The following is a 25,499-nucleotide window of genomic DNA, read 5'->3' on the forward strand; positions in this document are numbered from 1 at the left end:
GCGGCTGTCAATCAGCTGGCAAAAGGCATGAGTAGTTTCCCGGATGCGGGCAGCTATTTGGAGAAAAGAGGGGCAGATCCCATCAATCAAATTTCAAGCCAAGCCCATTCAAACCGGCTCAATCGTGATATCCACCGTCATGGACTCCACACCGCCGCCCTGGCGCACGCCCTTGATGGGCGGGCAGGCGTCGTAGTCGGTGCCCATGGCCAGGCGCACATGGCGCTCGTCAATCAGGCAACCGTGGGTGACATCGATGCTGATCCAGCGGCGCGTGGCGGCATCCAGGCACACATCAACCCAGGCGTGGCTGGCCAGGTCGGGTTCGTTGGCGGCGTAGAAATAACCGCTGACATAGCGCGCCGGAATACCCAGACTGCGGCAGATCGCCACCATCACATGGGCCTGGTCCTGGCACACGCCGGCACCCGCCTCAAAGGCTTGCAGCGCCGTGGTGGTGACATTGGTGCTATTTTTTTGATAGCTTACTGCGCCCGCCACACCCTGGCTCAAGGCCAAAAGCTCGCTCAATTCGGCCCGACCGCCGGTCGCCCCGGGCGCGATGAAGCGCCGGCCGAACTCGGCCAGCAGCGGATGCGGTGCGGCCAGATGCGTGGCGCGCAAGAAGAAGTCGGGATGCGGCAAGGTCCCGACATCGGTGAACTCGGCCATGCCAAAGGTCTCCACCTCGCCGGCGGCATTGACCAGGCTCCAGCGCACGTTGTCAGTGGCCCGGCCGACAAAGGTGTAGGAGTGGATGGGGTTGCCGAAGGCGTCCAGCTGGGAAAACAGCTTTTCGGGCGCGCCCAGGCTCCAGAAATACACCGTCTGCGCCGGGCCGGACTGCGGCGTGAGCCAGAGCGTTTGCAACGCATAGCGCAAGGGCTCGGTGTAGCGGTAATCGGTGGTGTGACGGACGTGCAGCTTCATGGGCAACAGCCCCAACGGATTTCTTGGGTCAAGGCAATTTTCAATGGTTGGCCGGAACGAGGAATTCGCGGCTGATATGCGCGCCGAGTTCGTTCACGCGGTCCAGGAACTGGGTCAAAAAGGCATGCAGGCCGGTCGCCAGAATCTCGTCGATGCGCGCGTACTGCAAATCGGCCCGCAACTTGCCGGCACGGCGCTGGGTTTCGCTGAGCGGGTCGCTGGTCACCATGGCGAGGTTGCCCATCACTTCATTGAGGCAGGCCAGCAGCGAGCGCGGCATGTCGGGCCGCAGTATCAGCAGTTCGGCCACGCGCTCGGGCTTGATGACGTCGCGATACACCTTGCGGTAGACCTCAAAGGCGGACACGCTGCGCAGGATGGCGCTCCAGTGGTAAAAATCGAACTCCTGCTCTTTCTCGCTGACCATGCCGAGAAAATCACTTTGCACGGCGTGAAACTTCACATCCACCAGGCGAGCGGTGTTGTCGGCACGCTCCAGAAACGTGCCCAGGCGCAGAAAATGAAAGGCCTCATCCTGCAGCATGGTGCCGGCCGTCACGCCGCGCGACAGGTGCGAGCGGAACTTGACCCATTCAAAAAACTGGCCCGGGTCGCGCTCAAAATCACCTTGACGCAACATGCGAATGACTTCCAGATAAGTCTGGTTCTGCGTTTCCCAGACTTCGGTGGTCAGCGAGCCACGCACGGCGCGGGCGTTTTCACGCGCGTTCTGCAGGCACGAAACAATGCTGGAAGAGTTTTTCTCGTCGCGCACCATGAAGTCCATCACATCACGCGGATTGACGTTGTCGCCGTATTTGGCGGCGTACAACGGCTTGAGCTCGCTGATGCTGAGCAGGCCCTGCCAGCCCAGTTGCAGCCCATCATCGGATTGCGGCAGCAGCGAGGTCTGGTAATTCACATCCAGCATGCGGGCGGTGTTTTCGGCGCGTTCGGTGTAGCGCGACATCCAGAACAGGTGATCGGCGGTGCGGGATAACATTTTTTCTCCTTCTTAAGCCTCAAACACCGAAAGCGCTGACGCGCTTTGCGTGTTTTGGTGATGACCTCACAAGCGCTTCGCGCAATTGATGAGTCATCCCCGCGAATGCCTGCGGCATGTCGCCGGCGCGTTCGGTGTAGCGCGACATCCAGAACAAATGATCGGCGGTGCGGGATAACATTTTTTCTCCTTCTTAAGCCTCAAACACCGAAAGCGCTGACGCGCTTTGCGTGTTTTGGTGATGACCTCACAAGCGCTTCGCGCAATTGATGAGTCATCCCCGCGAATGCCTGCGGCATGTCGCCGGCGCGTTCGGTGTAGCGCGACATCCGGAACAGGTGATCGGCAGTGCGCGACAACATGGTTAAATTCCTCCCGCCAATGACTGCGACTGGGATTGAAACGGTGAAGGCGTGGGCAACGAGGCACCGGTCTGCAGCACCCAGGTGTCCTTGGTCCCGCCGCCCTGCGAGGAATTGACCACCAGCGAGCCATCCTTCAATGCCACCCGCGTCAGCCCGCCGGGCACCATCTGCACTTCCTTGCCGCTCAGCACAAAGGGCCGCAAATCAATGTGGCGCGGCGCAATGCCGCTTTCCACATAGGTCGGGCAGGTGGAGAGGCTCAGCGTGGGCTGGGCAATATAGCCCGAGGGGTTGGCCAGAAGCGCCTTGCGGAAGTCCTCAATCTCGGCCTGGGTGGAGGCCGGCCCCACCAGCATGCCGTAGCCGCCCGCGCCATGCACCTCCTTGACGACCAGGTCCTTGAGGTTGGCCAGGGTGTAGTGCAGGTCTTCGGCGTTGCGGCACATATAGGTGGGCACGTTCTTGAGGATGGGCTTTTCACCGAGGTAAAACTCGATCATCTTGGGCACATAGGGGTAGATGGATTTGTCATCGGCCACGCCGGTGCCTATGGCGTTGCACAGCGAGACATTGCCGCTGCGGTAAACGTTGAGCAGGCCGGCGCAACCCAGCGTGGAGTTGGGGCGGAAGGCCAGCGGATCGAGGAAGTCGTCGTCGACGCGGCGGTAGATCACATCCACGCGCTTGGGGCCGCGCGTCGTGCGCATGTACACGAAGTTGTCCTTCACGAACAGGTCCTGGCCCTCGACCAGTTCCACCCCCATCTGCTGCGCCAGGAAGGCATGCTCGAAATAAGCCGAGTTGTACATGCCGGGCGTGAGCACTACCACCGTGGGCTCGGCCGTGGCGGGCGGCGCCATGGCGCGCAGCGTTTCCAGCAGCAGGTCGGGGTAATGCGCCACCGGGGCCACACGGTTCTCGCTGAAGAGTTCGGGGAACAGCCGCATCATCATCTTGCGGTCTTCCAGCATGTAGCTCACGCCGCTGGGCACGCGCAGGTTGTCTTCGAGCACGTAGTACTCGCCCTCGCCCTGCGCATTGGGCGCGCGCACGATGTCGATGCCGCTGATGTGCGAATAGATGTTGCCGGGCACGTCCACGCCCATCATCTCGGGGCGGAACTGCGCATTCTGGAAAATCTGCTCGGACGGGATCACGCCCGCCTTGATGATGTCCTGGCCGTGGTAGACATCATGGATGAAGCGGTTCAGCGCGGTGACGCGCTGCACCAGCCCTTTTTCCATGCTGGCCCATTCATGCGCCGGGATGATGCGGGGGATCAGGTCGAACGGAATCAGCCGCTCGGTGCCGGCGCCGTCCTCGTCCTTGGCGCCGTACACCGCAAAGGTGATGCCGACGCGGCGAAAAATCATTTCCGCTTCGGCGCGACGCGCCTCCATCACCTCGGGCGCCTGCCGGGCCAGCCAGCGCTGGTAGCCCTGGTAGTGCGCACGGACGCTGGATGCCGCGGCATTCATTTCATCAAACATCGGTCGGCTCATGGGCTTGATCTCCAGCAAGGTTGGCGCGCAGCGCTATGTTTAGTCATAGCTTAGCAAGTTATGCGCCAAGCCGGTGCACCCGCCTTTAATAAAGCTCGGGCGCATGCTGCCAGTAGCGCCGGCCGGCCTCGCGCTGGCAACTGATGTCTGCGGGCGTCAGGCTGCGCCAGGTGGCCGCTCCGCACTGCGGCGACCGGATCAGCCGGATGCCGCGCTCCTCGTAGCGCGCCACCACCGATTCGACGGGATGGCCGAAACGGTTGCGGTAGCCCGCCTGGGCCAGCGCCAGCCGCGGCTGTACCGCGTCCAGGAACAGCGCGCTGGAAGAGGTCTTGCTGCCGTGGTGCGGCACCAGCAAAAAATCGGCCTTCAGGCTGGCGGGATGGCCCAGGCTGGCGCCTTCGGCCAGCCGCAATTCCTGGGGCGACTCGATATCGCCCACCAGCAGCGCCGTCCGGCTGCCGTTGGAGACACGCAGCACGCAGCTCATGGCGTTTGATTTGTTGACCCGTTCATAGTCGGCGGCGGCCGGGTGCAGCACCTCAAAAGTGACCGCATCCCAGACCCAGCGCTGGCCCGCCGCGCAGCGCGTCGATGGGCGCAGCGCCTGCAACTCGTGCGTGTCTTCAATCGAGCTCAGCAAGCCGGCCTGTGGCTGCATGGCCAGCACGGCGGGCGCGCCGCCAATGTGGTCGCTGTCCCTGTGGCTGAGCACCAGCAGGTCCAGCCGCTCGCCCAGCGCGCGCAGCAGCGGCACGAGCACGCGGTTTCCGGCATCACTTTCGCGTGAAAACCTGGGGCCGGTGTCGTACAGCAGCGTATGGCCGGCGGTGCGCACCAGCACCGCATTGCCCTGCCCGATGTCAGCGGCCAGCAACTCGAACTGCCCGGGCGCCACCCGCGCCGGCTGCCACAGCAACACCGGCAGCATCAGGGGAATGCCCAGCGCCCGCCAATGCCACGGCAGGTGCATGGCCAGCAAGGCGCCGCCCAGCACACCGGCCACGGCGCACCACAGCGGTGCGGCAGCCACGCTGAGGGAAGCCAGCGGCCAGCTCGCCAGCCACTGCAAAAACACCGCCAGCCAGCTGACCGCCCAGGCCGCCACATCCCAGACCGGCGCCCACAGCACGCCCAGCATGGCCAACGGCGTGACCAGCAGGGTCACCCAGGGAATGGCCAGCGCATTGGCCAGCAAGCCGACCAGCGACACCTGGTTGAACAGCAGCAGCGACAAGGGCGTGAGCGCCAGCGTGACCACCCACTGCTCCCGCGCGGCACGGACAAGACCGCCCAGAAATTTCGAGAGCCGCTGCCGCCAAAAGCCGGCCTTTGGCAGGGCTACTGAAGGTATTCGATCTCCAGCCCAGGTACCACGGGCGTCAGCCGCTCCTGAATCCGTAGCAAAAAGAACACCCACCGCGACAAACGACAGCCAGAAGCCGGCCTGCATCAGCGCCCAGGGGTCCAGCGCAACGACCACCGCCATGGCCAGCAGCCAGGTCTGCCCCCAGGGCCACTGCTTGCCGCTTTGCCGCAGCAGCACCACCGTGGCCAGCATCCAGATGGTGCGCTGGGCCGGCACGCCCCAGCCCGAAAACAGTGCGTACAAGGCGGCCAGAAGAAGCCCACCCAAAGCCCCGGCATGGCTGGCCGGCAGCGCCAGGCACAGCCGCGGCGTCAACCTGACCGAGCGCCGCCACAGACGGCCCAGCAGCAAGGAAGCGGCCCAGGCAAACATCGTGATATGCAGGCCGGAAATGCTCATCAGATGGGCCACGCCGGTGGCGCGGAACACATCCCAGTCGGCGCGTTCAATCGCGTTCTGGTCGCCCACCACCAGCGCGGCCAGCACGCCGGCGAGCTGCCGGTTGTCCACACGCTGGTAAATCGCCTCGCGCACCGACTGGCGGGCGCGCTCCACGGGATAGCGCCAGCTGCTCGAAAGCCTGGCCGGCGGCGCATCCTGCGGCCCGGCCCGTACATAGCCGGTGGCCTGAATGCCCTGCTCCCAGAGCCAGAGTTCGTAGTCGAAACCGTGGGGGTTGCTGTTGCCATGCGGCGCCTTGAGCCGCACCGTCATGCGCCACTGCTCGCCGGCACGAAGGGTCTGCGGCTGGCGCTGCAAGGCCAGGCCCAGTTCGAAGGGATCAGCGTCCTGCGCTGCAAGCCCCCTGGCGCTGCTTTTGAAATCCCGCGCACCAAAGCCCGAATACCAGCCCAGCAGCATTTGCGGCGGCAGCCTGACGGTTTGCCCGTTGAGGCGGGCAGCGTCGATGCCAAGGCGAAACCGCACGCCGTCTTCGCCCGGCTGCGGCATGGCCAGCACCCTGCCAGTCACCTCGATATCGCGCCCCTCCAGCATGGGATCGAGTGCGGTGGACTGGAAAACGCCGGCCCGCCATCCCGTCAGGCCCAAGCCCAGCAAGGCCGCCAAAACAACAACGGCCAGGGCCATGCCCCAGGAAGCCTTGTTGTTGAAGGCTTGAACGCGCCACAGAACACTCGGCACTACGCAAGCCAGCGCCGCCAGCGCGGCATACCACCCGGCCGGCCACAGCGCAGGCTGCTGCAACTGCATGGCCACACCGGCGATGAAACCACCAAAAACAAGCCCGGGGCTGATGCCACCCGCCAACCGTCTGACTGAAACAGGTCGGTCCACAGCCTCCTCCCCCCATTATTTTTCTATCGCATTTACCGCCACAAGTTCAACGGACCATCAGGGCAAAGGGCCGACAAAGCCGGTATGGCGCAGCTCTTGCTTTCAAAATACAGGCAAACCCGGGTAAGCTGTTTGCCAGCAGGGCGCATGATGTGGCGGCCTGCGCTAGTGTGGTGTTGCAAGCTTGACGGTGCAAATAAAACCGATGGATTTTTGTTCAGGGCAAGGCGCAAACCACAGCAATAGTTCCACTATTGCGAGGATTTGCAACGCCGCCATGGACGAAAAGACGCGGTTTTATGTGCCGGATAGCATGCAACACCACACTAGCTACCATTTTGCTTGACGGCGTTTGCACCAACGTCATTTTTAAAAAGCGAGGCTGCCTTGTCCATCCACGTTGCCCTGAGCCACATCACCCATTACAAATACGACCGTCTGGTCAAACTGGGGCCCCAGGTCATTCGCTTGCGGCCTGCACCGCACAGCCGCACACGGGTGCTGTCGTACTCGCTCAACATCGAGCCCGCCAAGCACTTCATCAACTGGCAGCAGGACCCGTTTGCCAACTACCAGGCCAGGCTGGTGTTTCCCGAGCCGACCCGCGAATTCAAGGTCACGGTGGACCTGGTGGTTGAAATGGCGGTGTTCAACCCGTTTGATTTCTTTCTGGAGCCCAGCGCCGAGGAATTTCCTTTTACCTACAGCGCACCCCAGGCGAGGGAACTGGCGCCTTATCTCGTCACCCAGCCCGCCACACCGCTGCTCAAGCGCTACCTCGAGCAGACAGACCGCACGCCGAAACGGACCATCGACTTCCTGGTAGGCCTGAACCAGCGCCTGCAATCCGACATCAAATACTCCATCCGCATGGAGCCCGGCGTGCAGACGCCCGAAGAAACCCTGCAGCTGGCCTGCGGCTCCTGCCGCGACACCGGCTGGCTGCTGGTCCAGTTGCTGCGGCACATGGGGCTGGCCGCGCGCTTTGTCTCGGGCTACCTGATCCAGCTCAAGGCCGATGTCAAATCCATTGACGGGCCCAGCGGTGCCGAGGCCGACTTCACCGACCTGCACGCCTGGTGCGAAGTGTTTCTGCCCGGCGCGGGCTGGGTCGGGCTGGACCCGACCTCCGGCCTGATGGCCGGCGAAGGCCACATCCCGCTGGCCTGCACACCCGAGCCATCGAGCGCGGCGCCTGTCGAAGGCGGCGTCGACAAATCCGAGGTGACGTTTGAGCACCATATGGCAGTGCAGCGGATTTACGAATCGCCGCGGGTGACCAAGCCCTACACCGAAGCCCAATGGCAGGCGGTGCTGGCGCTGGGCGAAGCGGTGGACAAAGACCTGATGGCCGGCGACGTGCGGCTCACCATGGGCGGCGAACCCACCTTTGTCGCCACCACCGACCGGGATGCGGCCGAATGGAACATCGACGCGCTGGGCCCCACCAAACGCGGCTATGCCACCGAGCTGGTGCAAAAATTGCGCGCCGAATACGGCGAAGGCGGCTTTCTGCATTTCGGCCAGGGCAAGTGGTACCCGGGCGAGCAGTTGCCACGCTGGGCGCTGAGCATTTTCTGGCGCAAGGACGGTCAGCCCATCTGGCAGAACCCGGCCCTGTTTGCCGATGAGCGAAAGCCCTGCAGCTACACCAGCGCCGATGCGCAGCGCTTTATCCAGACCCTGAGCAGCAAGCTGGGCCTGGCCACCGACTACATCACACCGGGTTATGAAGACACCTGGTACTACCTGTGGCGCGAGCGGCGCCTGCCGGTGAACGTGGATCCGTTTGACTCCCGCCTGGACGATGCCATGGAGCGCGAGCGCCTGCGCCGGGTCTTCATGCAGGGGCTGGATGCGGTGGTGGGCTATGTGCTGCCGCTGCAGACCAGGGAGGCGCAAGCCAGACAGCATCCTGCGGCATCGCCTGCGCTGGCGGGGCCGAAGTGGACCACCGGCCCCTGGTTCTTCCGCGAAGAGCGCATGTACCTGATGCCGGGCGACTCGCCCATGGGCTACCGCCTGCCGCTGGACTCGGTGCCCTGGGTGTCCAAAACCGACTACCCCTACATGATCGAGGCCGACCCGTTTGCGCCGCGCCAGGATCTGCCGCCCGCGTCGGCCCTGGCCGCACGTTACAACGCGGCAGCAGCGGTGAGCCGGGGCGCCACGCCCGCTGCCGCTTCGCGAGCCGCCGCAGCATCCACCGCCGGCAGTGCCAGTTCGCTCGCGCAATACATGGCGCGCTTCATGACGGGCAACGCGGCGCTCACGGAAGCCGGCCGCATCCTGCAACTCAGGCCCGCCGGCCATGGCAACGCAGCCCCGCCGGTACCCGCCACTACGGCGCCCTCACCCAACGACAGCCGCACGCCCAAAGCCTTTGAGTCAGCCGCCTGGCTGACGCGCACCGCCCTGTGCGTGGAGGTGCGCGACCCGGCGCGGGCCAATGGCCCCAAAGACAAGCCCAAAGCCGACCCGGACAGCAAGGCCAACGCCACGGGCCGGGGCGAAACCGGCGCCCTCTATGTGTTCATGCCGCCGCTGGAACGCCTGGAAGACTACCTGGACCTGCTGGCCGCCGTGGAAGGCACGGCGCAGGCGCTGGGCGTCAGCATCGTGCTGGAGGGCTACCCGCCGCCGCGCGACCCGCGCCTGAAAATGCTGCAGGTCACGCCCGACCCCGGCGTGATTGAAGTCAATATCCACCCCGCCTACAACTGGGGTGAGCTGGTGGCGCACACCGAGTTCCTTTACAAGATCGCGCATGAAACCCGGCTGTCCGCCGAAAAATTCATGACCGATGGCCGGCACACCGGCACCGGCGGCGGCAACCACTTTGTGCTGGGCGGCGCCACACCGGCCGACAGCCCCTTTCTGCGCAAACCCGAGGTGCTGGGCAGCCTGATTGCCTACTGGCACAACCACCCGTCGCTGAGCTATCTGTTTTCGGGCATGTTCATCGGCCCGACCAGCCAGGCGCCGCGCGTGGACGAAGCGCGCAACGACCAGCTCTACGAGCTTGAAATCGCCCTGCGTGAAATTGCCGGCAACCGCGAAAAATACGGCCAGGACATGCCGCCGTGGATTGTTGACCGCACGCTGCGCAACATCCTGGTGGACGTGACCGGCAACACCCACCGCAGCGAGTTCTGCATAGACAAGATGTACTCGCCCGACTCCGCCACCGGACGCCTGGGCTTGCTGGAATTGCGCGCCTTTGAAATGCCGCCCCATTCCCGCATGAGCATCGCGCAGCAGCTGCTGCTGCGCGCCCTGGTCGCGCGCTTCTGGAACAAGCCCTACCAGGGCCGAATGACGCGCTGGGGCACCGAGCTGCATGACCGCTTTTTGCTGCCCAGCTTTGTCCGCATGGATTTTGCCGACGTGCTGACCGAGCTGCGCGAGGCCGGCTACGCCTTCGACATGGCCTGGTTCGAACCGCATTTCGAATTCCGCTTTCCGCTGATCGGGCAAGTCAACGCCAGCAGCATCGAGCTGACGCTGCGCAGCGCGCTGGAGCCCTGGCATGTGATGGGCGAAGAAGGATCGGCCGGCGGCACCGTGCGCTATGTGGACTCGTCGCTGGAACGCGTGGAAATTCACGTGACAGGACTCAACGACAACCGCTACGTCGTCACCGTCAATGGCCGCGCCCTGCCCCTGCAAAGCACTGGCTGGGTCGGTGAATACGTGGCCGGCGTGCGCTACAAGGCCTGGAACCCGCCTTCCGCGCTGCACCCCTCCATCGGCGTGCATGCGCCGCTCACCTTCGACATCGTCGATACCTGGATGGAACGTTCGCTGGGCGGCTGCCAGTACCATGTGGCGCATCCGGGCGGGCTCAGCTACGACACGCTGCCCGTCAATTCGTATGAAGCCGAAAGCCGCCGGCTGAACCGGTTCTTCCGCATGGGCCATACCCCGGGGAAAATGCAGATCAGCCCGGCCCAGCCAAGCCGGGAATTTCCCTTCACCCTGGACTTGCGCTGATCAGGCGCTGCAAAAACCGCCCCGAGTCTGCCCGCGCAGACCCGGGCGGCCTGCGGTTTTTTCATATGACGGTACAGGATTATGATGAGAGGGCTTGACGCTGGCTTTCACCGGCAGCAGCCGGGCCGCTGGCATACTCTATAGACCCGTGAAAAACAGCACCCAGTCACTATTTGCCGCCCATGCGCTGGACTCCCCTGGCGCGCTGGCGGCTGCCTTGGCGCCCGCCGCAGCGGCCGGGCACTTTGACGAAGTGCGTGGCCGCCCGTCTTTGGGTCCGGCGGCTGCGGAAGCTCTGCCACCCGTCCCGCCCATGCTGCGCCCGGCAGGCTCGCCAGGCAACGTTGTCCCCCAATCTCCCGAGGCCAACCAGACGGCAGAGCCAGAAGCCGCCCCTGGCGAGGCACTGTCCGTCCACTGGACCTGCTTTTTCAATTTTCTGGGCCAGGACGGCTTTTACGACCTGAACCGGCGCCGCGCCAGCCTGCAGCGCCAGATCCGCGACAACGGCGTCACCTACAACGTCTACGCCGATGCCAACGGACCGCAGCGGCCGTGGTCGCTGGACCTGCTTCCCATGCTGGTGTCGCCCCAGGACTGGGCATTGATTGAAACCGGCATCCAGCAGCGCGCCCGCCTGCTGGACCGGGTGATGGCCGATATTTATGGCCCGCAGCAGTTGCTTGTCCAGGGGCTGCTGCCCAGTGCACTGGTGCATGCCCACCCCGGCTACCTGCGCGGGATGCACGACGTCAAACCACCTGGCGGCACCTATCTGCACATTGCCGCGTTTGACCTCGCCCATGGCCCGGATGGCCAATGGTCAGTGGTGTCGCAACGCACGCAGGCGCCGTCCGGCTTGGGCTACCTGCTGGAAAACCGCCTGATCATCTCCCAGCTGTTTCCCGAGGCCTTTCGCGAAATGAACGTGCAGCGGCTGCTCGCCGCCTACACGGCGCTGGCCGACGGCCTGAAAGCCATGAGTCCGACACAGCCGGGTGAGGGCGACGGCCGCGTGGTGCTGCTGACCCCCGGCCCCTATAACGAAACCTATTTTGAACATGCCTATCTGGCGCGCTTTTTGGGCCTGACGCTGGTCGAAGGCAGCGACCTGATGGTGCGCGACGACCGGCTGTACCTCAAAACCCTGCAGGGCCTGGAGCCGGTGCACGGCGTGCTCAAGCGGCTGGACGATGAATTCCTGGACCCGCTGGAGTTGCGTTCCGACTCCGCGCTGGGCGTGCCCGGCCTGCTGCAAGTCATTCGCGCCGGCAACGTGCTGGTGGCCAACATGCCGGGCTCGGCCTTTCTGGAATCCAGCGCCCTGCTCGGCTTTTTGCCCGCGCTCTCAGAACACCTGCTGGGTGAAACGCTGGCCCTGCCTTCGCTGGACACCTGGTGGTGCGGCGAACAGGCGGTCATGCAGGACGTGCTCAGTCAGCTCAAGGACTGTGTCATCAAGCCGACCTATCCCGACTCGGGCACCGTGTCGGTCATTGGCAACACACTGAGCCGCCGCGAACTCGATGAATGGGCCGGCCGCATCATCCGCCGGGGCGAAGACTACACCGTTCAGGCCTACCAGCCGCTGTCCCAAACGCCCACCTGGCAAGGCGAAAGAATTGCCCCGCGCTCGGCCATGCTGCGCGTCTTTGCCGTCGCTGACGGCACCGGCTCATGGCAGGTGATGCCCGGCGGCCTGGCGCGGCTGACCGGTACCAACGAAAACATCGCCTCCATGCAGCACGGCGGCAGCAGCGCCGATGTGTGGGTTCTGGGCGCGCCGTCTGGCCCGGCCACGAGCGCGCCCGCTGGACGTCCGGCCGTTCCACACGCAGAGCGGCCCGCGCCCGCCCGGGCCACGGCCCCGCTGCGGCGTCGGCCGCCAGTCACCAGCCGGGCAGCGGAAAACCTTTTCTGGCTGGGCCGCTACACCGAACGCACAGAAAACGCCACCCGCCTGGCGCAACTCACCCTGCAGTGCCTCAATTCCGAAGAAGCGGTTTCCCAGCCGCTGCTGGCCTGGCTGAGCAGCATGGCGGTGGCCAACGCGTTGGTGCTCAGCACCGTGCCACCGGCCACGCAGTCGCGCCGCGTCTTTGAACGCGCCCTGATCGCCAACCTGCCCCATACCGGCCAGGCCGCCAGCGTCGGCGCCAACCTCAAAGCCATCAAGAATGCCGCGTCGGCGGTGCGCGAGCGCCTGTCCCTGGAGCAGTGGCATGTGATCGTCCGCGCCGAGGCCGACTTTTTCAAGCACCGCGACGCCTTCAGACCCACCCACTCGTTCGGCGCCATGGCATCGCAAAGCCAAAGCCAAAGCCAAGGTCAGGGCCAAAGTCAAAGCCAGGGCGCTCAACACCCGCTGGAGTATTCATCGGCCGAAGCGCTCAAAGCCCTGGAGTCGGCCAGCGGGTTTCTGGCCGCCATGACAGGCGCTCAGACCGACCGCATGACACGCGACGATGGCTGGCGGCTGCTGAGCCTGGGCAGGATGATCGAGCGGCTCAACACCCTGGCCACCGCGCTGATGCGGGGCTTTGAATCCGGTGCGGTCTTTGAGACCGGCGGTTTCAGCGCGATGGTGGCGCTGTTTGACAGCACCGTCACCTTCAATGCGCAGTACCAGCAGCGCCGCGACATTCCGGCCTTGCTCGACCTGCTGGTGCTGGACCGCGACAACCCCCGCGCCTTGGGCTGGGTGATGCAAACACTGCGCGGCCGCCTGGCCAAACTGACGGGCAGCACGCCCGGTGATTTACGCGGGATGGCCTGGAGCCTGCCTGACCCCGACAACTGGGTACTGGCCGATTTATGCGAAAGCACGCCAGCCAGCAGCCAAGGCAGCGATAAAACCCGGCGTTACGGCAAGCTGCATGACTTGCTCGAAGAATGCAGCCAGGCGGCGCTGGAACTCTCGGACACGCTGAGCCGGCGCTATTTCAGCCATGCCGACTCAGGCAGTCAGAGCCTCGGAGCCTGATTCCCGTGCTGCTTCACGTTGTTCACGAAACCCGCTACCGCTACATGCCAACGGTGGAAAACGCCCACCACATGGTGTACCTCAAGCCCGCCAACGGCAGCGGGCAGACCTTGCTGCGCCACGCGCTGCGGGTCGATCCGGCCCCGGCGCAACTGTGCGACGCGGTGGACATGTACGGCAACACGCGCACCTATTTTTCACTGCAGGCCGCGCATGAGCGCCTGCTGGTCGTGGCCGACAGCGTCATTTCCACATCGACCGCTGCGCCACTTCAGGACGCCACGGCCTGCGCCGCCTGGGAGCGTGTCAGGGACCAGTTCCGCTACCAGGCGGGCACCGCCTACGACAGCGCATCCGAGTTCCTGTTTGCCTCGCCCTGCATTCCCCGCGACGACGCCTTTGTCGAATTCGCCCGCCCCAGCTTCCCGCCCGGGCGCCCCCTGCCAGACGCGGCGCGCGACCTGATGAACCGCATCCACACCGCCATGGCCTACGAAAGCGCCAGCACCGAGGTGAATACGCCCGCCCTGGACGCCCTCAGGCAAGGCAAAGGCGTGTGCCAGGATTTTGCCCACATCATGGTGGCCTGCTGCCGCGCCATGGGCTTGCCGGCGCGCTACGTCAGCGGCTACATGCTGACCAACCCGCCACCCGGACAGCCTCGGCTGATTGGCTGCGATGCCTCACATGCCTGGGCCTCGGTGTATGTGCCCGACCTGCGCCAGTGGCTGGACTTTGACCCCACCAACAACCGGGCGCCAGGCGAAGACTATGTGGCGCTGGCCACCGGCCGCGATTTTCTGGACGTGTCGCCCATGCGCGGCGTGATTCGCGGCGGCGCGCAGCACACGCTGGAAGTCGCCGTGACCGTGACGCCGCTGGCGCCCGGCGATACGTTCAGCGGTATGCCCGGCGCGGACGGCTGAACGCCTGGCAGTGGCCCGGACAGGCGAATAAGGCCCGCCCCTCGGTTAAGATAAAACCGCCACCGGCCCGCCCCTTCGCTACTCTTTTCATAGCTGGTCGCGCAGATGAAACAAGCGCCAGAGGCCTTTTTTCTTTAAAGATTATTCTCTCTAACAGCACCAGGAAACCACCATGACCACCTCCACGAACAACGTTTACGACAAGCTCAGCGCCCTCAACATCACCCTGCCTGCAGTGGCCACCCCGGCCGCTGCCTACCTGCCTTTTGTGCAGACCGGCAAGCTGGTGTTCCTGAGCGGCCACCTCGCCAAGAAAGACGGCAAGGTCATCGTCGGCCAGCTCGGCAAGAACATCAGCACCGAAGAAGGCAAGGCCGCCGCCCGCGCCATCGCCATCGACCTCATGGGCACGCTGCACGCGGCCGTCGGCGACCTCAACAAGGTCAAGCGCATCGTGAAAGTGATGAGCCTGGTCAACTCCACAGGCGATTTCACCGAGCAGCATCTGGTCACCAACGGCGCCAGCGAGTTGCTGGGTGAAGTCTTCGGCGCCGCCGGGGTGCACGCCCGCAGCGCCTTTGGCGTGGCGCAGATTCCGATGGGGGCCTGCGTGGAGATCGAGATGATTGCCGAGGTCGCTTGAAGAAGCTCAGCGTGGACCGTGCGGCATAACCCGCCGCCTCACCGGCACATCGATTTAAAATAACCGCGCCTCGGGAGGAATCCCGGGACAGCGTTCTCAGGGCGGGGTGAAATTCCCCACCGGCGGTGATTGCAGGCAACTGCATCAACCCGCGAGCGCCCGGTGCCGGCTTTTGCCGGCGGCGGGGTCAGCAGATCCGGTGTGATTCCGGAGTCGACGGTCATAGTCCGGATGATAGAGAGCGCGATGCAGACGGCTGCGCCGTGCTTTTCAGCGTGGGTGCGGCCGCAGGCTCGTGCGCCCTGATTCTGGTATCACCTTTTGACAGGAACCCATGAGTCAGACTGACCTTAGCCATATTTCCGCCCACCCGCGCCCCGGCGCATCGACCGCCTTGGTCGCTTCCGGTGCGGCACCGCTTCCCCGTTTTGCGTTCATCCAGTCGTCCTGGCACGAAGACATCGTGGACAACGGCCGCATTGCCTTCCTGGCCGAAATGGCCGGGCGTGGCGTGGGCGCCGAAGCCATCGACGTGTTCCGCGTGCCGGGCGCGTTTGAGATTCCGCTGCACGCGAAAAAGCTGGCGCAGTCCGGGCGCTATGCTGGCGTGGTGTGCTGCGGCCTGGTGGTGGATGGCGGCATCTACCGCCACGACTTTGTCGCCAGCGCGGTGATCGATGCGCTCATGCGGGTGCAGCTGGATACCGGCGTGCCGGTGTTCTCGGTGGTGCTCACGCCGCTGCACTTTCACGAGCATGAGGAGCATCGCCGCTTCTTCAGCGGGCATTTCCTCACCAAGGGCAAGGAAGCCGCCCAGGCCTGCGTGCAGACGGTGGCGAGCCTGCAAAACGTCGATGCGCTGCTGAGCGCCTGATAAAGCCTGCGCCGCTCACCGGGAGCGGCGCGTTTCACGGCCAGTTTCGCGGCGCTTCCCACGCTCCAGTTCGCTACCAAATCAGTAGCTGGTCGCGCCTGCCCCTTCTGGGCTGCAGGCGCTTTTCCTATTCAACCCGCGCAATTCCTATGGGCTTGAAGCCGAGGTCCGCCGCCTTGCCTTTGCGCGCGCGCGCGGCGCGGGCGTTGTTGAGGCTGCGGATTTCCAGCGTTTCCTCACGCGCCTTGCCGCCGCGGCCAATGCCTTCAATCCGCACGCTGCGCGTGTAGGCGGCGGCACCGGCCAGCGTGTCCTTGGCATCCAGGTCAATCAGCACCAGGCCGCGTCCGCCCTTGTCCATCTGCTTGAGTTCGCTGATTTCAAAGGTCAGGATGCGGCCGCCGGTGGAGGCGCAAGCCACATGCGTGGCGGCGGCCATGGGCAAGGCGCCCGTGCTGCCCGAGACATGCGAGGGCTGGCACACGGTTTCACCCTCGGCGCAATTGATGAACACCTTGCCGGCCCGCTGGCGCGAGATCATGTTGTCCACCGTGGCGAGGAAGCCATAGCCGCCGCTGCCGCTGAGCAGCAGGGTGGCGCTGGCCGGACCGGCGAAGTAATGCAGCAGCTGCGTGCCGGATTCCAGATCAATCAGGGTCGTGAGCGGCTGGCCATCGCCGCGCGCGCCGGGCAGCGAGGACACCGGTACCGAGTAAATACGGCCGCGCGAGCCAAAGGCCAGCAAGGTATCGACCGTGCGGCACTCGAAGGTGCCATACAGCCCGTCGCCGGCCTTGAAGGCAAAGCTGGCCGCATCGTGGCCGTGGCCGGTGCGGGCGCGCACCCAGCCCTTGCTGCTGACGACGACCGTGACCGGTTCGTCGAGCACCTTGACTTCCAGCACGGCTTTCTTCTCGGCCTGAATCAGGGTGCGGCGCGGGTCGGCAAACAGCTTGGCATCGGCCTCGATCTCCTTGACCATGAGGCGGCGCAGCGCTGCCGGGTTGCCCAGGATTTCTTCAAGCCGGCCCTGCTCTTCGCGCAGGGTCTTGAGCTCCTGCTCGATCTTGATGGCTTCGAGCCGGGCCAACTGGCGCAGGCGAATTTCAAGAATGTCGTCGGCCTGGCGTTCGCTGAGACTGAAGCGCTCCATCAGCGCGGTTTTGGGCTCGTCAGACTGGCGGATGATGGCAATCACCTCATCGATGTTGAGCAGCACCAGCTGCCGCCCTTCGAGGATGTGGATGCGTGCCAGCACCTTGTCGAGCCGGTGCTGGGAGCGCTTTTGCACCGTGCTTTGCCTGAACTCTATCCACTCCAGCAGCATCTGCCGCAAGGATTTTTGCGTGGGCTTGCCGTCCAGCCCGACCATGGTGAGGTTGATGGACGACGAGCTCTCCAGGCTGGTGTGCGCCAGCAGGGTGTTGATGAGCTCGGACTGTTCGATCTTGCTGGTCTTGGGCTCGAACACCAGGCGCACGGCGGCGTCCTTGCTGGATTCGTCGCGCACCACGTCGAGCACAGACAGCACGGTTTGCTTGAGCTGCACCTGGTCCTGGCTGAGCGCCTTTTTGCCGGCCTTGATCTTGGGATTGGTCAGCTCCTCGATTTCTTCCAGCACTTTTTGCGTGCTGACGCCGGGCGGCAGCTCCTGCACCACCAGCTGCCACTGGCCGCGCGCCAGGTCTTCAATCTTCCAGCGCGCGCGCACCTTGAGCGAGCCCCGGCCGCTGCTGTAAGCCGCCGCAATTTCGGCGGCACTCGAAATGATCTGCCCGCCACCCGGGTAGTCCGGCCCGGCGATCAGCGTGTACAGCTCGTCGTCGCTGAGTTTGGGCGTCTTGATGAGGGCCACGCAGGCGTCGGCCACCTCGCGCAGGTTGTGGCTGGGGATTTCGGTCGCCAGCCCCACGGCAATGCCGCTGGCGCCGTTGAGCAGGGTAAAGGGCAGGCGCGCGGGCAGCTGCCTGGGCTCTTCGGTGGAGCCGTCGTAGTTGGGCACGAAGTCCACCGTGCCTTCGTCGATCTCATCGATCAGCAGGCTGGTGATGCGGGCCAGGCGGGCTTCGGTGTAGCGCATGGCGGCCGCGCCGTCGCCGTCGCGGCTGCCGAAGTTGCCCTGCCCGTCGATAAGCGGGTAGCGCTGCGAAAAGTCCTGCGCCATGCGCACCAGCGCGTCATACGCGGCCTGGTCACCGTGCGGGTGGAAGCGGCCCAGCACATCGCCCACGACACGGGCGCTTTTGACGGGCCGAGCGCCGCTGGCGCCATTGGCACCGCCAAAGCCCAGGCCCATGCGTGCCATGCTGTACAAAATGCGCCGCTGCACGGGCTTCTGGCCGTCGCACACATCGGGCAGCGCCCGGCCCTTGACCACGCTCAGGGCGTATTCAAGGTAGGCGCGTTGCGCATACGCGGCCAGCGAGTCCTGGTCAGCGGGTTCAGCGTTCTGGGCTTCGGGGCCCGGCGTAAAAAGATCCATCGTGTTTTGCTTGGGTTGGACAGGTTATGCAATGCCGATTCGCACAGGTACGGGGCAACAAAAAGTGAAAGGCGGGTCGGTTTTCAGCCCGCCGGGCGGGTAGATGCCGGGCTCTGCAGCACAGCCGAGGCAAGAAGCATGTTGCTCAATCCAGCCCGATCTTGCCCAGTGGCAAGGGGATGGCGGCCCCCGTGGACGGCACCATGTTGCTGCGGCCCGTCGGGCGGCCGCCCATCATTTCCATGCGGACCCGGCCCGGGGTGGCCCTCATGTCGGGGGGCTTGAGGTGGTTGTAAAGCTGCATCACGGTTTTGACGTAATTACGGGTTTCGGGGAAATTGGGAATCCTGTTGCCCGCCCGCTGGACCGCGCCTTCTCCGGCGTTGTAAGCGGCAATCGCGAGTTCGAGCTGGCCGGGAAACAGCTGGATCAGGTCGTGCAGGTAGCTGGCGCCGGCGCGGATGTTGGTCCCGGGATCGGTGAGTTTTTTCTGGACCGGGGAATTCTTGTCGGCCCGCACGCCGTAGCGCTCGGCCGTGGGCGGAATCAGCTGCATCAGCCCGACAGCGCCCTTGGCAGAAACAGCGTGGGTGTCGAAGCCGGATTCGGTGGCGATCAGGGCTTGCAGCAGTTCGTACTCAATCCCGTGCCTCACAGAGGCCTCGCGCAGCAGATGCTTGACCGCCTTGTAATTGGGCGACACCTCAAAAAACGCCAGCAGCCTGGGAGGCGCGGCCGCCATGCCCGCGCCTTGGGGAGCGCCCCGGCCGGGCTGGCCGGCATCACCGGTGCTGCCGGCATCGAAGCGCTCGCCGCGGAAAAAAAGCGCATAGCGCTCGTCCAGCTGCAGCGCCGAAAAGTGGGCAATGCCCTGCGGATCGACATAGCCCCAGATATCGGCCCGGGCCGGGCTCGCATGCAAGGCCGCGAAAGCCATGACCAGCGCGGGCAAGGCCATGACGCGCCAGGAAAGCCGCGCGCGCCGGGCTCGTCGTGCACCTGTTCCTGCATTGATTCCCCCACTTGCGCCCGCGTCCACGCCCATGGCCATTCCCGCGCCGACGGGCGCTTGCATAGGCCACTTCAGAAACGGGAACAGGTTCAAATTCATCAAATATCGATTTCCACGGCGTCGCCGTGCAACTCCATCAGTTCGCGGCGCGCCGCCGCTTCGCCCTTGCCCATGAGCTTGGTAATCAGGCTCTCGGTCTGCAGAAAATCAAGATTGCCCAGCTGCACCGGCAAGAGGCGGCGGGTGTCCGGGTTGAGCGTGGTTTCCCACAATTGTTCCGCGCTCATTTCGCCCAGGCCCTTGAAGCGGCTGATGCCCCAGGCATTTTCGCGCACGCCATCCTTGCGCAATTTATCCAGTATGGCGGTCAATTCGCCTTCATCAAGGGCATAGACCTTGGACGCCGGCTTCTTGCCGCGCGCTGGCGCGTCCACGCGAAAAAGCGGCGGCCGCGCCACGTACACATTACCAGCTTCGATCAGTTTCGGGAAGTGGCGGAAAAACAGGGTCAGCAACAGCACCTGGATGTGCGAGCCGTCCACGTCGGCATCGCTCAGGATGCAGACCTTGCCGTAGCGCAGGCCGCTCAGGTCCGGCGTGTCATTGGGGCCGTGCGGATCAACGCCTATGGCGACCGCGATGTCGTGAATCTCGGTGTTGGCAAACAGGCGGTCGCGGTCCACCTCCCAGGTGTTGAGGACCTTGCCGCGCAGCGGCAAAATGGCCTGGCTCTCCTTGTCGCGGCCCATCTTGGCGCTGCCGCCGGCGGAGTCGCCCTCGACCAGGAACACCTCGTTGTTCGCCAGGTCACGGCTTTCACAGTCGGTCAGCTTGCCCGGCAGCACGGCCACACCCGAGCCCTTGCGCTTTTCAACCTTCTGGCCGGCCTTCTGGCGGGTTTGCGCGGCCTTGATGGCCAGTTCGGCCAGCTTCTTGCCGTAGTCCACATGCTGGTTGAGCCACAGCTCCAGCGTCGGGCGCACGAAGCTGGAAACCAGCCGAACGGCGTCGCGCGAGTTCAGGCGCTCCTTGATCTGGCCCTGGAACTGCGGGTCCAGCACCTTGGCACTCAGCACATAGCTGGCGCGCGCAAACACGTCTTCGGGCAACAGCTTGACGCCCTTGGGCAGCAGCGAATGCAGCTCGATGAAGCTCTTCACGGCATTGAACAGGCCGTCGCGCAGCCCGCTTTCATGCGTGCCGCCGGCGCTGGTTGGAATCAGGTTGACATAGCTTTCGCGCACCGGCTGGCCGTCTTCGGTAAAGGCCACGCACCAGCTGGCGCCCTCGCCCTCGGCAAAGCTGTCGTGCGAGGCATCGGCAAAGCCTTCGCCCTCGAACATGGGGATCACCGGGTCGGCCGTCAGCGTCTGCATCAGGTAGTCGCGCAGGCCGCCCTTGTAGGCCCAGGTCTGCGTTTCCTTCGTTTTCTCGACCGTCAGCGTGACGGTCACGCCGGGCATCAGCACCGCCTTGCTGCGCAGCAAATGCGTCAGCTCGGCCATGGGCAAGGCCGCCGACTCAAAGTATTTGGCGTCCGGCCAGGCCCGCACGGTGGTGCCGGATTTGCGGTCACGCGGGCTGTCTCCGGCCTCGTTGGCATCGGCTTCGCCGGCCTTGCGCAGCTGGAGTGGCTCGATCACATCGCCGCCGGAGAACACCAGCCTGGCAACCTGGCCTTCACGGTAGGAAGTGACTTCCAGCCGCCTGGACAGCGCGTTGGTGACGCTCACCCCCACGCCGTGCAGGCCGCCCGAGAAACTGTAGGCGCCGCCCTTGCCCTTGTCGAACTTGCCGCCCGCATGCAGACGGGTGAACACCAGTTCCACCACCGGCGCCTTTTCTTCGGGGTGCAGACCAAACGGGATGCCGCGGCCGTCGTCTTCCACGCTGACCGAGTGATCGGTGTGCAAGGTGACCTTGATCTTCCGGCCGTACCCGGCCAGCGCTTCGTCGGCCGAGTTGTCCAGCACTTCCTGGATGATGTGCAAGGGGTTGTCGGTGCGCGTGTACATGCCCGGACGCTGCTTGACGGGCTCCAGGCCCTTGAGCACGCGGATGGAGCCTTCGGAATAAACGGGAGAAGCAGAAGAAGCGGTAGGTAGTTTGTCGGCCATGGCAGTTGAAATGATTGCGGTCATTGTAGATCGCAGCGCGCGAACAGCTGTATAAATGTACAGCCCAATGGATACCAGACACTTTAGCAGGCCTGATGCCGCGCGGCCCCGAAATCTGCGTTGCGGCGGCAGGCCCGGGACATTTTCGTTAAAGTCGCTGGATGGCTTTCGACACCCCCTCTTCCCACAAACACCTGTCCATGCTCCAGCTGCTGGCCTGCGGCGCGGCAATCGTCACCCTGTCCATGGGCATACGCCACGGTTTCGGCCTGTGGCTGCAACCCATCACCCAGGCGCAGGGCTGGACGCGCGAGACCTTTGCCTTTGCGATTGCCGTGCAAAACCTGGCCTGGGGCGTGTTTGGCATTTTTGCTGGCATGGTGGCCGACCGCTTTGGGGCCTTCCGGGTGATTGCGGGCGGCGCCTTGCTGTACGCGCTGGGCCTGGTGGGCATGGCCATGTCGCCCACCGGCCTGCTGTTCACATTGACGGCCGGGGTGCTCATAGGCGCCGCGCAGGCGGGCACCACCTATGCCGTGATTTACGGCGTGATCGGGCGCAATATTTCGGCCGACAAGCGTTCTTGGGCCATGGGCGTGGCGGCGGCGGCCGGCTCGTTTGGCCAGTTCCTGATGGTGCCCACCGAAGGCTTCCTGATCAGCAGCTTCGGCTGGCAAGAGGCCCTGCTGGTGCTGAGTGTCGCCGTGCTGCTGATCGTGCCGCTGGCGCTGGGCCTGCATGAAGCCAGCTTTGCCGGCGGGCCTGCGGCCAAACGCGAACAAACCATTGGCCAGGCGCTGCGGGAAGCCTTCAAATACCCGAGCTTCCAGCTGCTGATGGCGGGCTATTTTGTCTGCGGCTTCCAGGTGGTGTTCATTGGCGTGCACATGCCCAGCTACCTCAAGGACAAGGGCCTGTCGCCCCAGGTGGCGAGCTACGCGCTGGCGCTGATCGGCCTGTTCAATGTGTTTGGCACCTATGCCGCAGGCGCGCTGGGCCAGAGAATCGCCAAAAAGAAAATCCTGGCGACGATTTATTTTTCCCGCGCGGTGGTCATCGCCGTGTTTCTGGCCGCGCCACTGAGCCCGGCCAGCGTCTATATCTTTGCCAGCCTGATGGGCCTGCTGTGGCTGTCGACCATTCCGCCGACCAACGCCGTGGTGGCGCAGATCTTCGGCATCCAGCATTTGTCCATGCTGGGCGGCTTCATCTTCTTCAGCCACCAGATCGGCTCCTTCATGGGTGTCTGGCTGGGCGGCTACCTCTATGACCGCACCGGCAGCTACGACATCGTCTGGTACATCGCGATTGCGCTGGGCGTGTTTGCCGCGCTGGTGAACCTGCCGGTGCGCGAAGCGCCCATTTTGCGTGTCCGCCATGGCGGATTGCCGCAGGGAACCTGAAATGGCCGCCAAAATCGCACTGTGGACGACCGTGGTCATCGCCTCGCTGGCGGTGTTTGCCCTCTACACCCGGCCGGATTTCCTGTTCACACTGGCCAACCAGATCTGGGCCTGCTTTTAGGCCCGCCCAGGTTTTTACAAGCCATTTCGGGCGCCAGCCCAGGCAGAACGGGCGCAAGCAGCTATGAAAACAATAGTCATCACAGGGGCCTCCGACGGCATAGGCGCCGAAATGGCGCGGCAACTGGCCCGGCAGCACCGGACGGACGTGGCCCTGGCGCTGGCGGCGCGCAATGAGGCCCGGCTCACCCAGGTCGCCACGCAATGTGCCGACCTGGGCGCGCAAGCCCTGGTCGTCAAAACCGATGTGTCGCAAGAGGCCGACTGCCGCCAGCTGGTGGCCAGCGCCATCGACAGTTTCGGCCGCATCGACGCCCTCATCAACAACGCCGGCATGTCGGCGCAAGCCCTGTTCGAAGACGTCAAGGCCGAAGACCTGGGCTGGTACGAGCAGCTGATGCGCATCAACCTCTGGGGCAGCGTCTGGTGCACGCATGCCGCGCTGCCCCACCTCAAGGCAAGCCGCGGCAGCATCGTGGCCGTCTCCAGCCTGGCCGGGCTGGTGGGCGTGCCGGGCCGCACCGCCTACAGCGCCAGCAAGTTTGCCATGACCGGCTTCTTCGAGGCCCTGCGCGCCGAACTGAAAGGCGCCGGGGTCAGCGTGACAACGGCCTACCCCGGCGTGGTGGCGACGCAGATCCGCTACCGCGGCTTCAACGCGGCCGGCGTCGCTGCGGGCGCCAGCGGCCTGAAGGAAGACAAGGCCATGAGCGTCGAGGAATGCGCCCGGCTGATCCTGCAAGGCCTGGAAAAGCGCGAGCGCGAGGTCGTCATGGGCGCCAGGGGCAAGCTGGGCCGCTGGCTCAAGCTGATCGCGCCAGGCGCCGTCGAGTCCATGGCGCTGGCGGCGCTCAAGGACGAGGTAAAACCCCATTGAAAGCACTGATTTTGAATAAAGAGCGACGGCACGGCACGGAGCCGCCCTCCGCCTGGGTACAGCGCTGGTCGCATTTGGTCGCCGACCAGGGCGTGGTGCTGGATGTGGCCTGCGGGCACGGCCGCCATGCCTACTGGTTTTATGAACGGAATCACCCCGTAGCCCTTGTAGACCGGGCGCAGGAAGCTATTGAATCCATAGCAATTCCAGCACAGGCCTGCGAAGCCGTGGTAGCCGATATTGAAAACGGGCCCTGGCCCTTTGCGGGGCGGCAGTTTGCCGCGGTGGTCGTCACCAATTACCTGTGGCGCCCCTTGCTGCCCACCCTGCTCGCCAGCCTGGCGCCCGGCGGCGTGCTGATTTACGAAACCTTTACCCAGGGCAACGAGACGGTGGGCAAGCCTTCCCGACCCGATTTTTTGCTGCGGCCCGGTGAATTGCTCGATATCTGCCGCGGCCTGCGCATCGTGGCCTTCGAGGACGGTTTTCAGGAGGGCCCGCCGGGCGGCCAGCCGCGCTTTGTACAGCGCATTGCCGCCGTCCGCGAAGCCAGCGGCGACGCTGCTTATCCCCCTCCCCAGGCCCCGGCCATTCCCGGTCCGCCGCGCTATAGCCTGCCCTAGGCTCTGGGTAGAATGCAGAATTGGCTTTTTGGGCGGGTCCGCAGATGGCATGACCGCCCACCCCCTCCGGCCACCAACGTGATAACCAAGACATGAAAACCATTACCGGCAGCATCGTTGCACTGGCAACGCCCTTGCATGAAGACGGCAGCGTGGATTACCCCACCCTGCGCAAACTCGTGGACTGGCACATCGCCGAGGGGACCGACTGCATAGGCGTGGTCGGCACCACCGGCGAATCCCCCACCGTCAATGTCGAAGAGCACTGCGAAATCATCCGCGTCTCGGTGGAGCAGGCGGGCAAGCGCGTGCCCATCATGGCCGGCTGCGGCGCCAACTCGACCACCGAGGCCATCGAGCTCGCCAAATTCGCCAAACAGGTCGGCGCCGACTGCCAGCTGCAGGTCGTGCCCTACTACAACAAGCCGACGCAGGAAGGCCAATACCAGCACTTCAAGGCGATTGCCGAAGCGGTGGGCGACCTGCCAACGGTGCTGTACAACGTGCCGGGCCGCAGCGTGGCCGATATGCAGCACACCACCGTGCTGCGTCTGGCCCAGGTGCCCGGCATTGTGGGCATCAAGGAAGCCACCGGCAACATCGAGCGCGCGCAATGGCTGATCAAGGAAGTCCCCAAGGGCTTTGCCGTGTATTCGGGCGACGATCCGACCGCCGTGGCGCTGATGCTCTGCGGTGGCCAGGGCAACGTCAGCGTGACGGCCAACGTCGCGCCCCGGCTCATGCACGAGTTGTGCGTGGCGGCGCTGGCGGGCGACACCCGGCGTGCCATGGAACTGCAATTCAAACTGCTGCCGCTGCACCGGAATCTCTTTATCGAAGCCAATCCGATTCCCGTCAAATGGGCCATGGCCCGGATGGGACTTTGCGGCGGCACGCTGCGGCTGCCCATGACGCCGCTGGAAACATCGAACGAAGCCGCCGTGGAAAACGCCCTGCGTGTGTGCGGCCTGATCTGATTTT

At 64.6% G+C, this 25,499-nt stretch carries 18 protein-coding genes and 1 riboswitch; of the genes, 9 read left to right on the forward strand and 9 right to left on the reverse strand.

Features of this window, described 5'->3' with window-relative positions; genetic code table 11:
* Positions 1-108: 108 nt before the first annotated feature.
* From PJE01S_RS02520 to PJE01S_RS02535, 6 genes are all read right to left on the reverse strand, one after another.
* Entirely contained in the window at positions 109-930 is an 822-nt protein-coding gene (locus tag PJE01S_RS02520) for a transglutaminase family protein (RefSeq protein ID WP_068831908.1), read from the reverse strand.
* A gap of 40 nt (positions 931-970) precedes the next feature.
* Positions 971-1,933, reverse strand: a complete 963-nt coding sequence (locus tag PJE01S_RS02525) for an alpha-E domain-containing protein (RefSeq protein ID WP_068831585.1) — start codon at positions 1,931-1,933, stop codon at positions 971-973.
* 19 nt (positions 1,934-1,952) lie between these two features.
* A complete protein-coding gene (locus PJE01S_RS24260) occupies positions 1,953-2,114 on the reverse strand; it encodes an alpha-E domain-containing protein (protein ID WP_084389316.1) in 162 nt (53 codons plus the stop codon).
* A gap of 19 nt (positions 2,115-2,133) precedes the next feature.
* Positions 2,134-2,295 (reverse strand): alpha-E domain-containing protein, encoded by a 162-nt coding sequence (locus PJE01S_RS24960; protein WP_157090201.1) that lies wholly within the window; start codon positions 2,293-2,295, stop codon positions 2,134-2,136.
* Between the two features lie 2 nt (positions 2,296-2,297).
* Positions 2,298-3,800 (reverse strand): circularly permuted type 2 ATP-grasp protein, encoded by a 1,503-nt coding sequence (locus tag PJE01S_RS02530; protein WP_068831586.1) that lies wholly within the window; start codon positions 3,798-3,800, stop codon positions 2,298-2,300.
* Positions 3,801-3,885: 85 nt separating this feature from the next.
* On the reverse strand, positions 3,886-6,381 hold the full coding sequence (locus tag PJE01S_RS02535; protein WP_084389350.1) for a DNA internalization-related competence protein ComEC/Rec2: 2,496 nt from the start codon (positions 6,379-6,381) through the stop codon (positions 3,886-3,888).
* 471 nt (positions 6,382-6,852) lie between these two features.
* Here PJE01S_RS02535 and PJE01S_RS02540 point away from each other — a divergent pair, with 471 nt between their 5' ends.
* From PJE01S_RS02540 to PJE01S_RS02560, 5 genes are all read left to right on the forward strand, one after another.
* Positions 6,853-10,458: a transglutaminase family protein gene (locus PJE01S_RS02540; protein WP_068831587.1), complete on the forward strand. Its 3,606-nt coding sequence runs from the start codon at positions 6,853-6,855 to the stop codon at positions 10,456-10,458.
* Positions 10,459-10,606: 148 nt separating this feature from the next.
* Positions 10,607-13,441, forward strand: coding sequence for a circularly permuted type 2 ATP-grasp protein (locus PJE01S_RS02545; RefSeq protein WP_068831910.1), 2,835 nt, complete (start codon positions 10,607-10,609; stop codon positions 13,439-13,441).
* Between the two features lie 5 nt (positions 13,442-13,446).
* A complete protein-coding gene (locus PJE01S_RS02550; RefSeq protein ID WP_068831588.1) occupies positions 13,447-14,367 on the forward strand; it encodes a transglutaminase family protein in 921 nt (306 codons plus the stop codon).
* 172 nt (positions 14,368-14,539) lie between these two features.
* Positions 14,540-15,010 (forward strand): RidA family protein, encoded by a 471-nt coding sequence (locus PJE01S_RS02555; protein WP_068831589.1) that lies wholly within the window; start codon positions 14,540-14,542, stop codon positions 15,008-15,010.
* Between the two features lie 88 nt (positions 15,011-15,098).
* A riboswitch (FMN riboswitch) is annotated at positions 15,099-15,257 on the forward strand.
* Positions 15,258-15,344: 87 nt separating this feature from the next.
* Positions 15,345-15,884 (forward strand): 6,7-dimethyl-8-ribityllumazine synthase, encoded by a 540-nt coding sequence (locus PJE01S_RS02560; protein ID WP_084389317.1) that lies wholly within the window; start codon positions 15,345-15,347, stop codon positions 15,882-15,884.
* 127 nt (positions 15,885-16,011) lie between these two features.
* Here PJE01S_RS02560 and parC read toward each other — a convergent pair whose 3' ends face one another.
* The 3 genes from parC to PJE01S_RS02575 all read right to left on the reverse strand — a co-directional run bounded on the left by parC (position 16,012) and on the right by PJE01S_RS02575 (position 21,495).
* A complete protein-coding gene (gene parC, locus PJE01S_RS02565) occupies positions 16,012-18,366 on the reverse strand; it encodes a DNA topoisomerase IV subunit A (RefSeq protein ID WP_068831590.1) in 2,355 nt (784 codons plus the stop codon).
* A gap of 145 nt (positions 18,367-18,511) precedes the next feature.
* On the reverse strand, positions 18,512-19,324 hold the full coding sequence (locus PJE01S_RS02570) for a lytic transglycosylase domain-containing protein (RefSeq protein WP_068831591.1): 813 nt from the start codon (positions 19,322-19,324) through the stop codon (positions 18,512-18,514).
* Between the two features lie 152 nt (positions 19,325-19,476).
* Positions 19,477-21,495, reverse strand: coding sequence for a DNA topoisomerase IV subunit B (locus PJE01S_RS02575; protein WP_068831592.1), 2,019 nt, complete (start codon positions 21,493-21,495; stop codon positions 19,477-19,479).
* Positions 21,496-21,656: 161 nt separating this feature from the next.
* On the opposite strand from PJE01S_RS02575, the gene PJE01S_RS02580 reads away from it, so the two are divergent.
* From PJE01S_RS02580 to dapA, 4 genes are all read left to right on the forward strand, one after another.
* Positions 21,657-22,898, forward strand: coding sequence for an MFS transporter (locus PJE01S_RS02580; protein WP_068831593.1), 1,242 nt, complete (start codon positions 21,657-21,659; stop codon positions 22,896-22,898).
* A 184-nt stretch (positions 22,899-23,082) separates the two neighbouring features.
* Positions 23,083-23,895, forward strand: a complete 813-nt coding sequence (locus PJE01S_RS02585; protein ID WP_068831594.1) for an SDR family oxidoreductase — start codon at positions 23,083-23,085, stop codon at positions 23,893-23,895.
* A complete protein-coding gene (locus PJE01S_RS02590) occupies positions 23,892-24,518 on the forward strand; it encodes a class I SAM-dependent methyltransferase (RefSeq protein ID WP_245660562.1) in 627 nt (208 codons plus the stop codon). The genes PJE01S_RS02585 and PJE01S_RS02590 overlap by 4 nt, the downstream gene beginning before the upstream one ends.
* 92 nt (positions 24,519-24,610) lie before the next feature.
* Positions 24,611-25,495: a 4-hydroxy-tetrahydrodipicolinate synthase gene (gene dapA / locus PJE01S_RS02595; protein WP_068831595.1), complete on the forward strand. Its 885-nt coding sequence runs from the start codon at positions 24,611-24,613 to the stop codon at positions 25,493-25,495.
* Positions 25,496-25,499 lie beyond the last annotated feature (4 nt).

Origin of the sequence: Polaromonas jejuensis NBRC 106434 (genome assembly GCF_001598235.1) — a bacterium.
Taxonomy (GTDB): Bacteria; Pseudomonadota; Gammaproteobacteria; order Burkholderiales; family Burkholderiaceae_C; genus Polaromonas; species Polaromonas jejuensis.

Excerpts from the sequence above, each read along its gene's own strand:
- PJE01S_RS02520 (WP_068831908.1), bottom strand. The coding sequence starts at position 930 with ATGAAGCTGCACGTCCGTCACACCACCGATTACCGCTACACCGAGCCC.
- PJE01S_RS02525 (WP_068831585.1), bottom strand. The coding sequence starts at position 1,933 with ATGTTATCCCGCACCGCCGATCACCTGTTCTGGATGTCGCGCTACACC.
- PJE01S_RS24260 (WP_084389316.1), bottom strand. The coding sequence starts at position 2,114 with ATGTTATCCCGCACCGCCGATCATTTGTTCTGGATGTCGCGCTACACC.
- PJE01S_RS24960 (WP_157090201.1), bottom strand. The coding sequence starts at position 2,295 with ATGTTGTCGCGCACTGCCGATCACCTGTTCCGGATGTCGCGCTACACC.
- PJE01S_RS02530 (WP_068831586.1), bottom strand. The coding sequence starts at position 3,800 with ATGAGCCGACCGATGTTTGATGAAATGAATGCCGCGGCATCCAGCGTC.
- PJE01S_RS02535 (WP_084389350.1), bottom strand. The coding sequence starts at position 6,381 with ATGCAGTTGCAGCAGCCTGCGCTGTGGCCGGCCGGGTGGTATGCCGCG.
- PJE01S_RS02555 (WP_068831589.1), top strand. The coding sequence starts at position 14,540 with ATGACCACCTCCACGAACAACGTTTACGACAAGCTCAGCGCCCTCAAC.
- PJE01S_RS02560 (WP_084389317.1), top strand. The coding sequence starts at position 15,345 with ATGAGTCAGACTGACCTTAGCCATATTTCCGCCCACCCGCGCCCCGGC.
- parC (WP_068831590.1), bottom strand. The coding sequence starts at position 18,366 with ATGGATCTTTTTACGCCGGGCCCCGAAGCCCAGAACGCTGAACCCGCT.
- PJE01S_RS02570 (WP_068831591.1), bottom strand. The coding sequence starts at position 19,324 with ATGGCCTTGCCCGCGCTGGTCATGGCTTTCGCGGCCTTGCATGCGAGC.
- PJE01S_RS02575 (WP_068831592.1), bottom strand. The coding sequence starts at position 21,495 with ATGGCCGACAAACTACCTACCGCTTCTTCTGCTTCTCCCGTTTATTCC.
- PJE01S_RS02580 (WP_068831593.1), top strand. The coding sequence starts at position 21,657 with ATGGCTTTCGACACCCCCTCTTCCCACAAACACCTGTCCATGCTCCAG.
- PJE01S_RS02585 (WP_068831594.1), top strand. The coding sequence starts at position 23,083 with ATGAAAACAATAGTCATCACAGGGGCCTCCGACGGCATAGGCGCCGAA.
- dapA (WP_068831595.1), top strand. The coding sequence starts at position 24,611 with ATGAAAACCATTACCGGCAGCATCGTTGCACTGGCAACGCCCTTGCAT.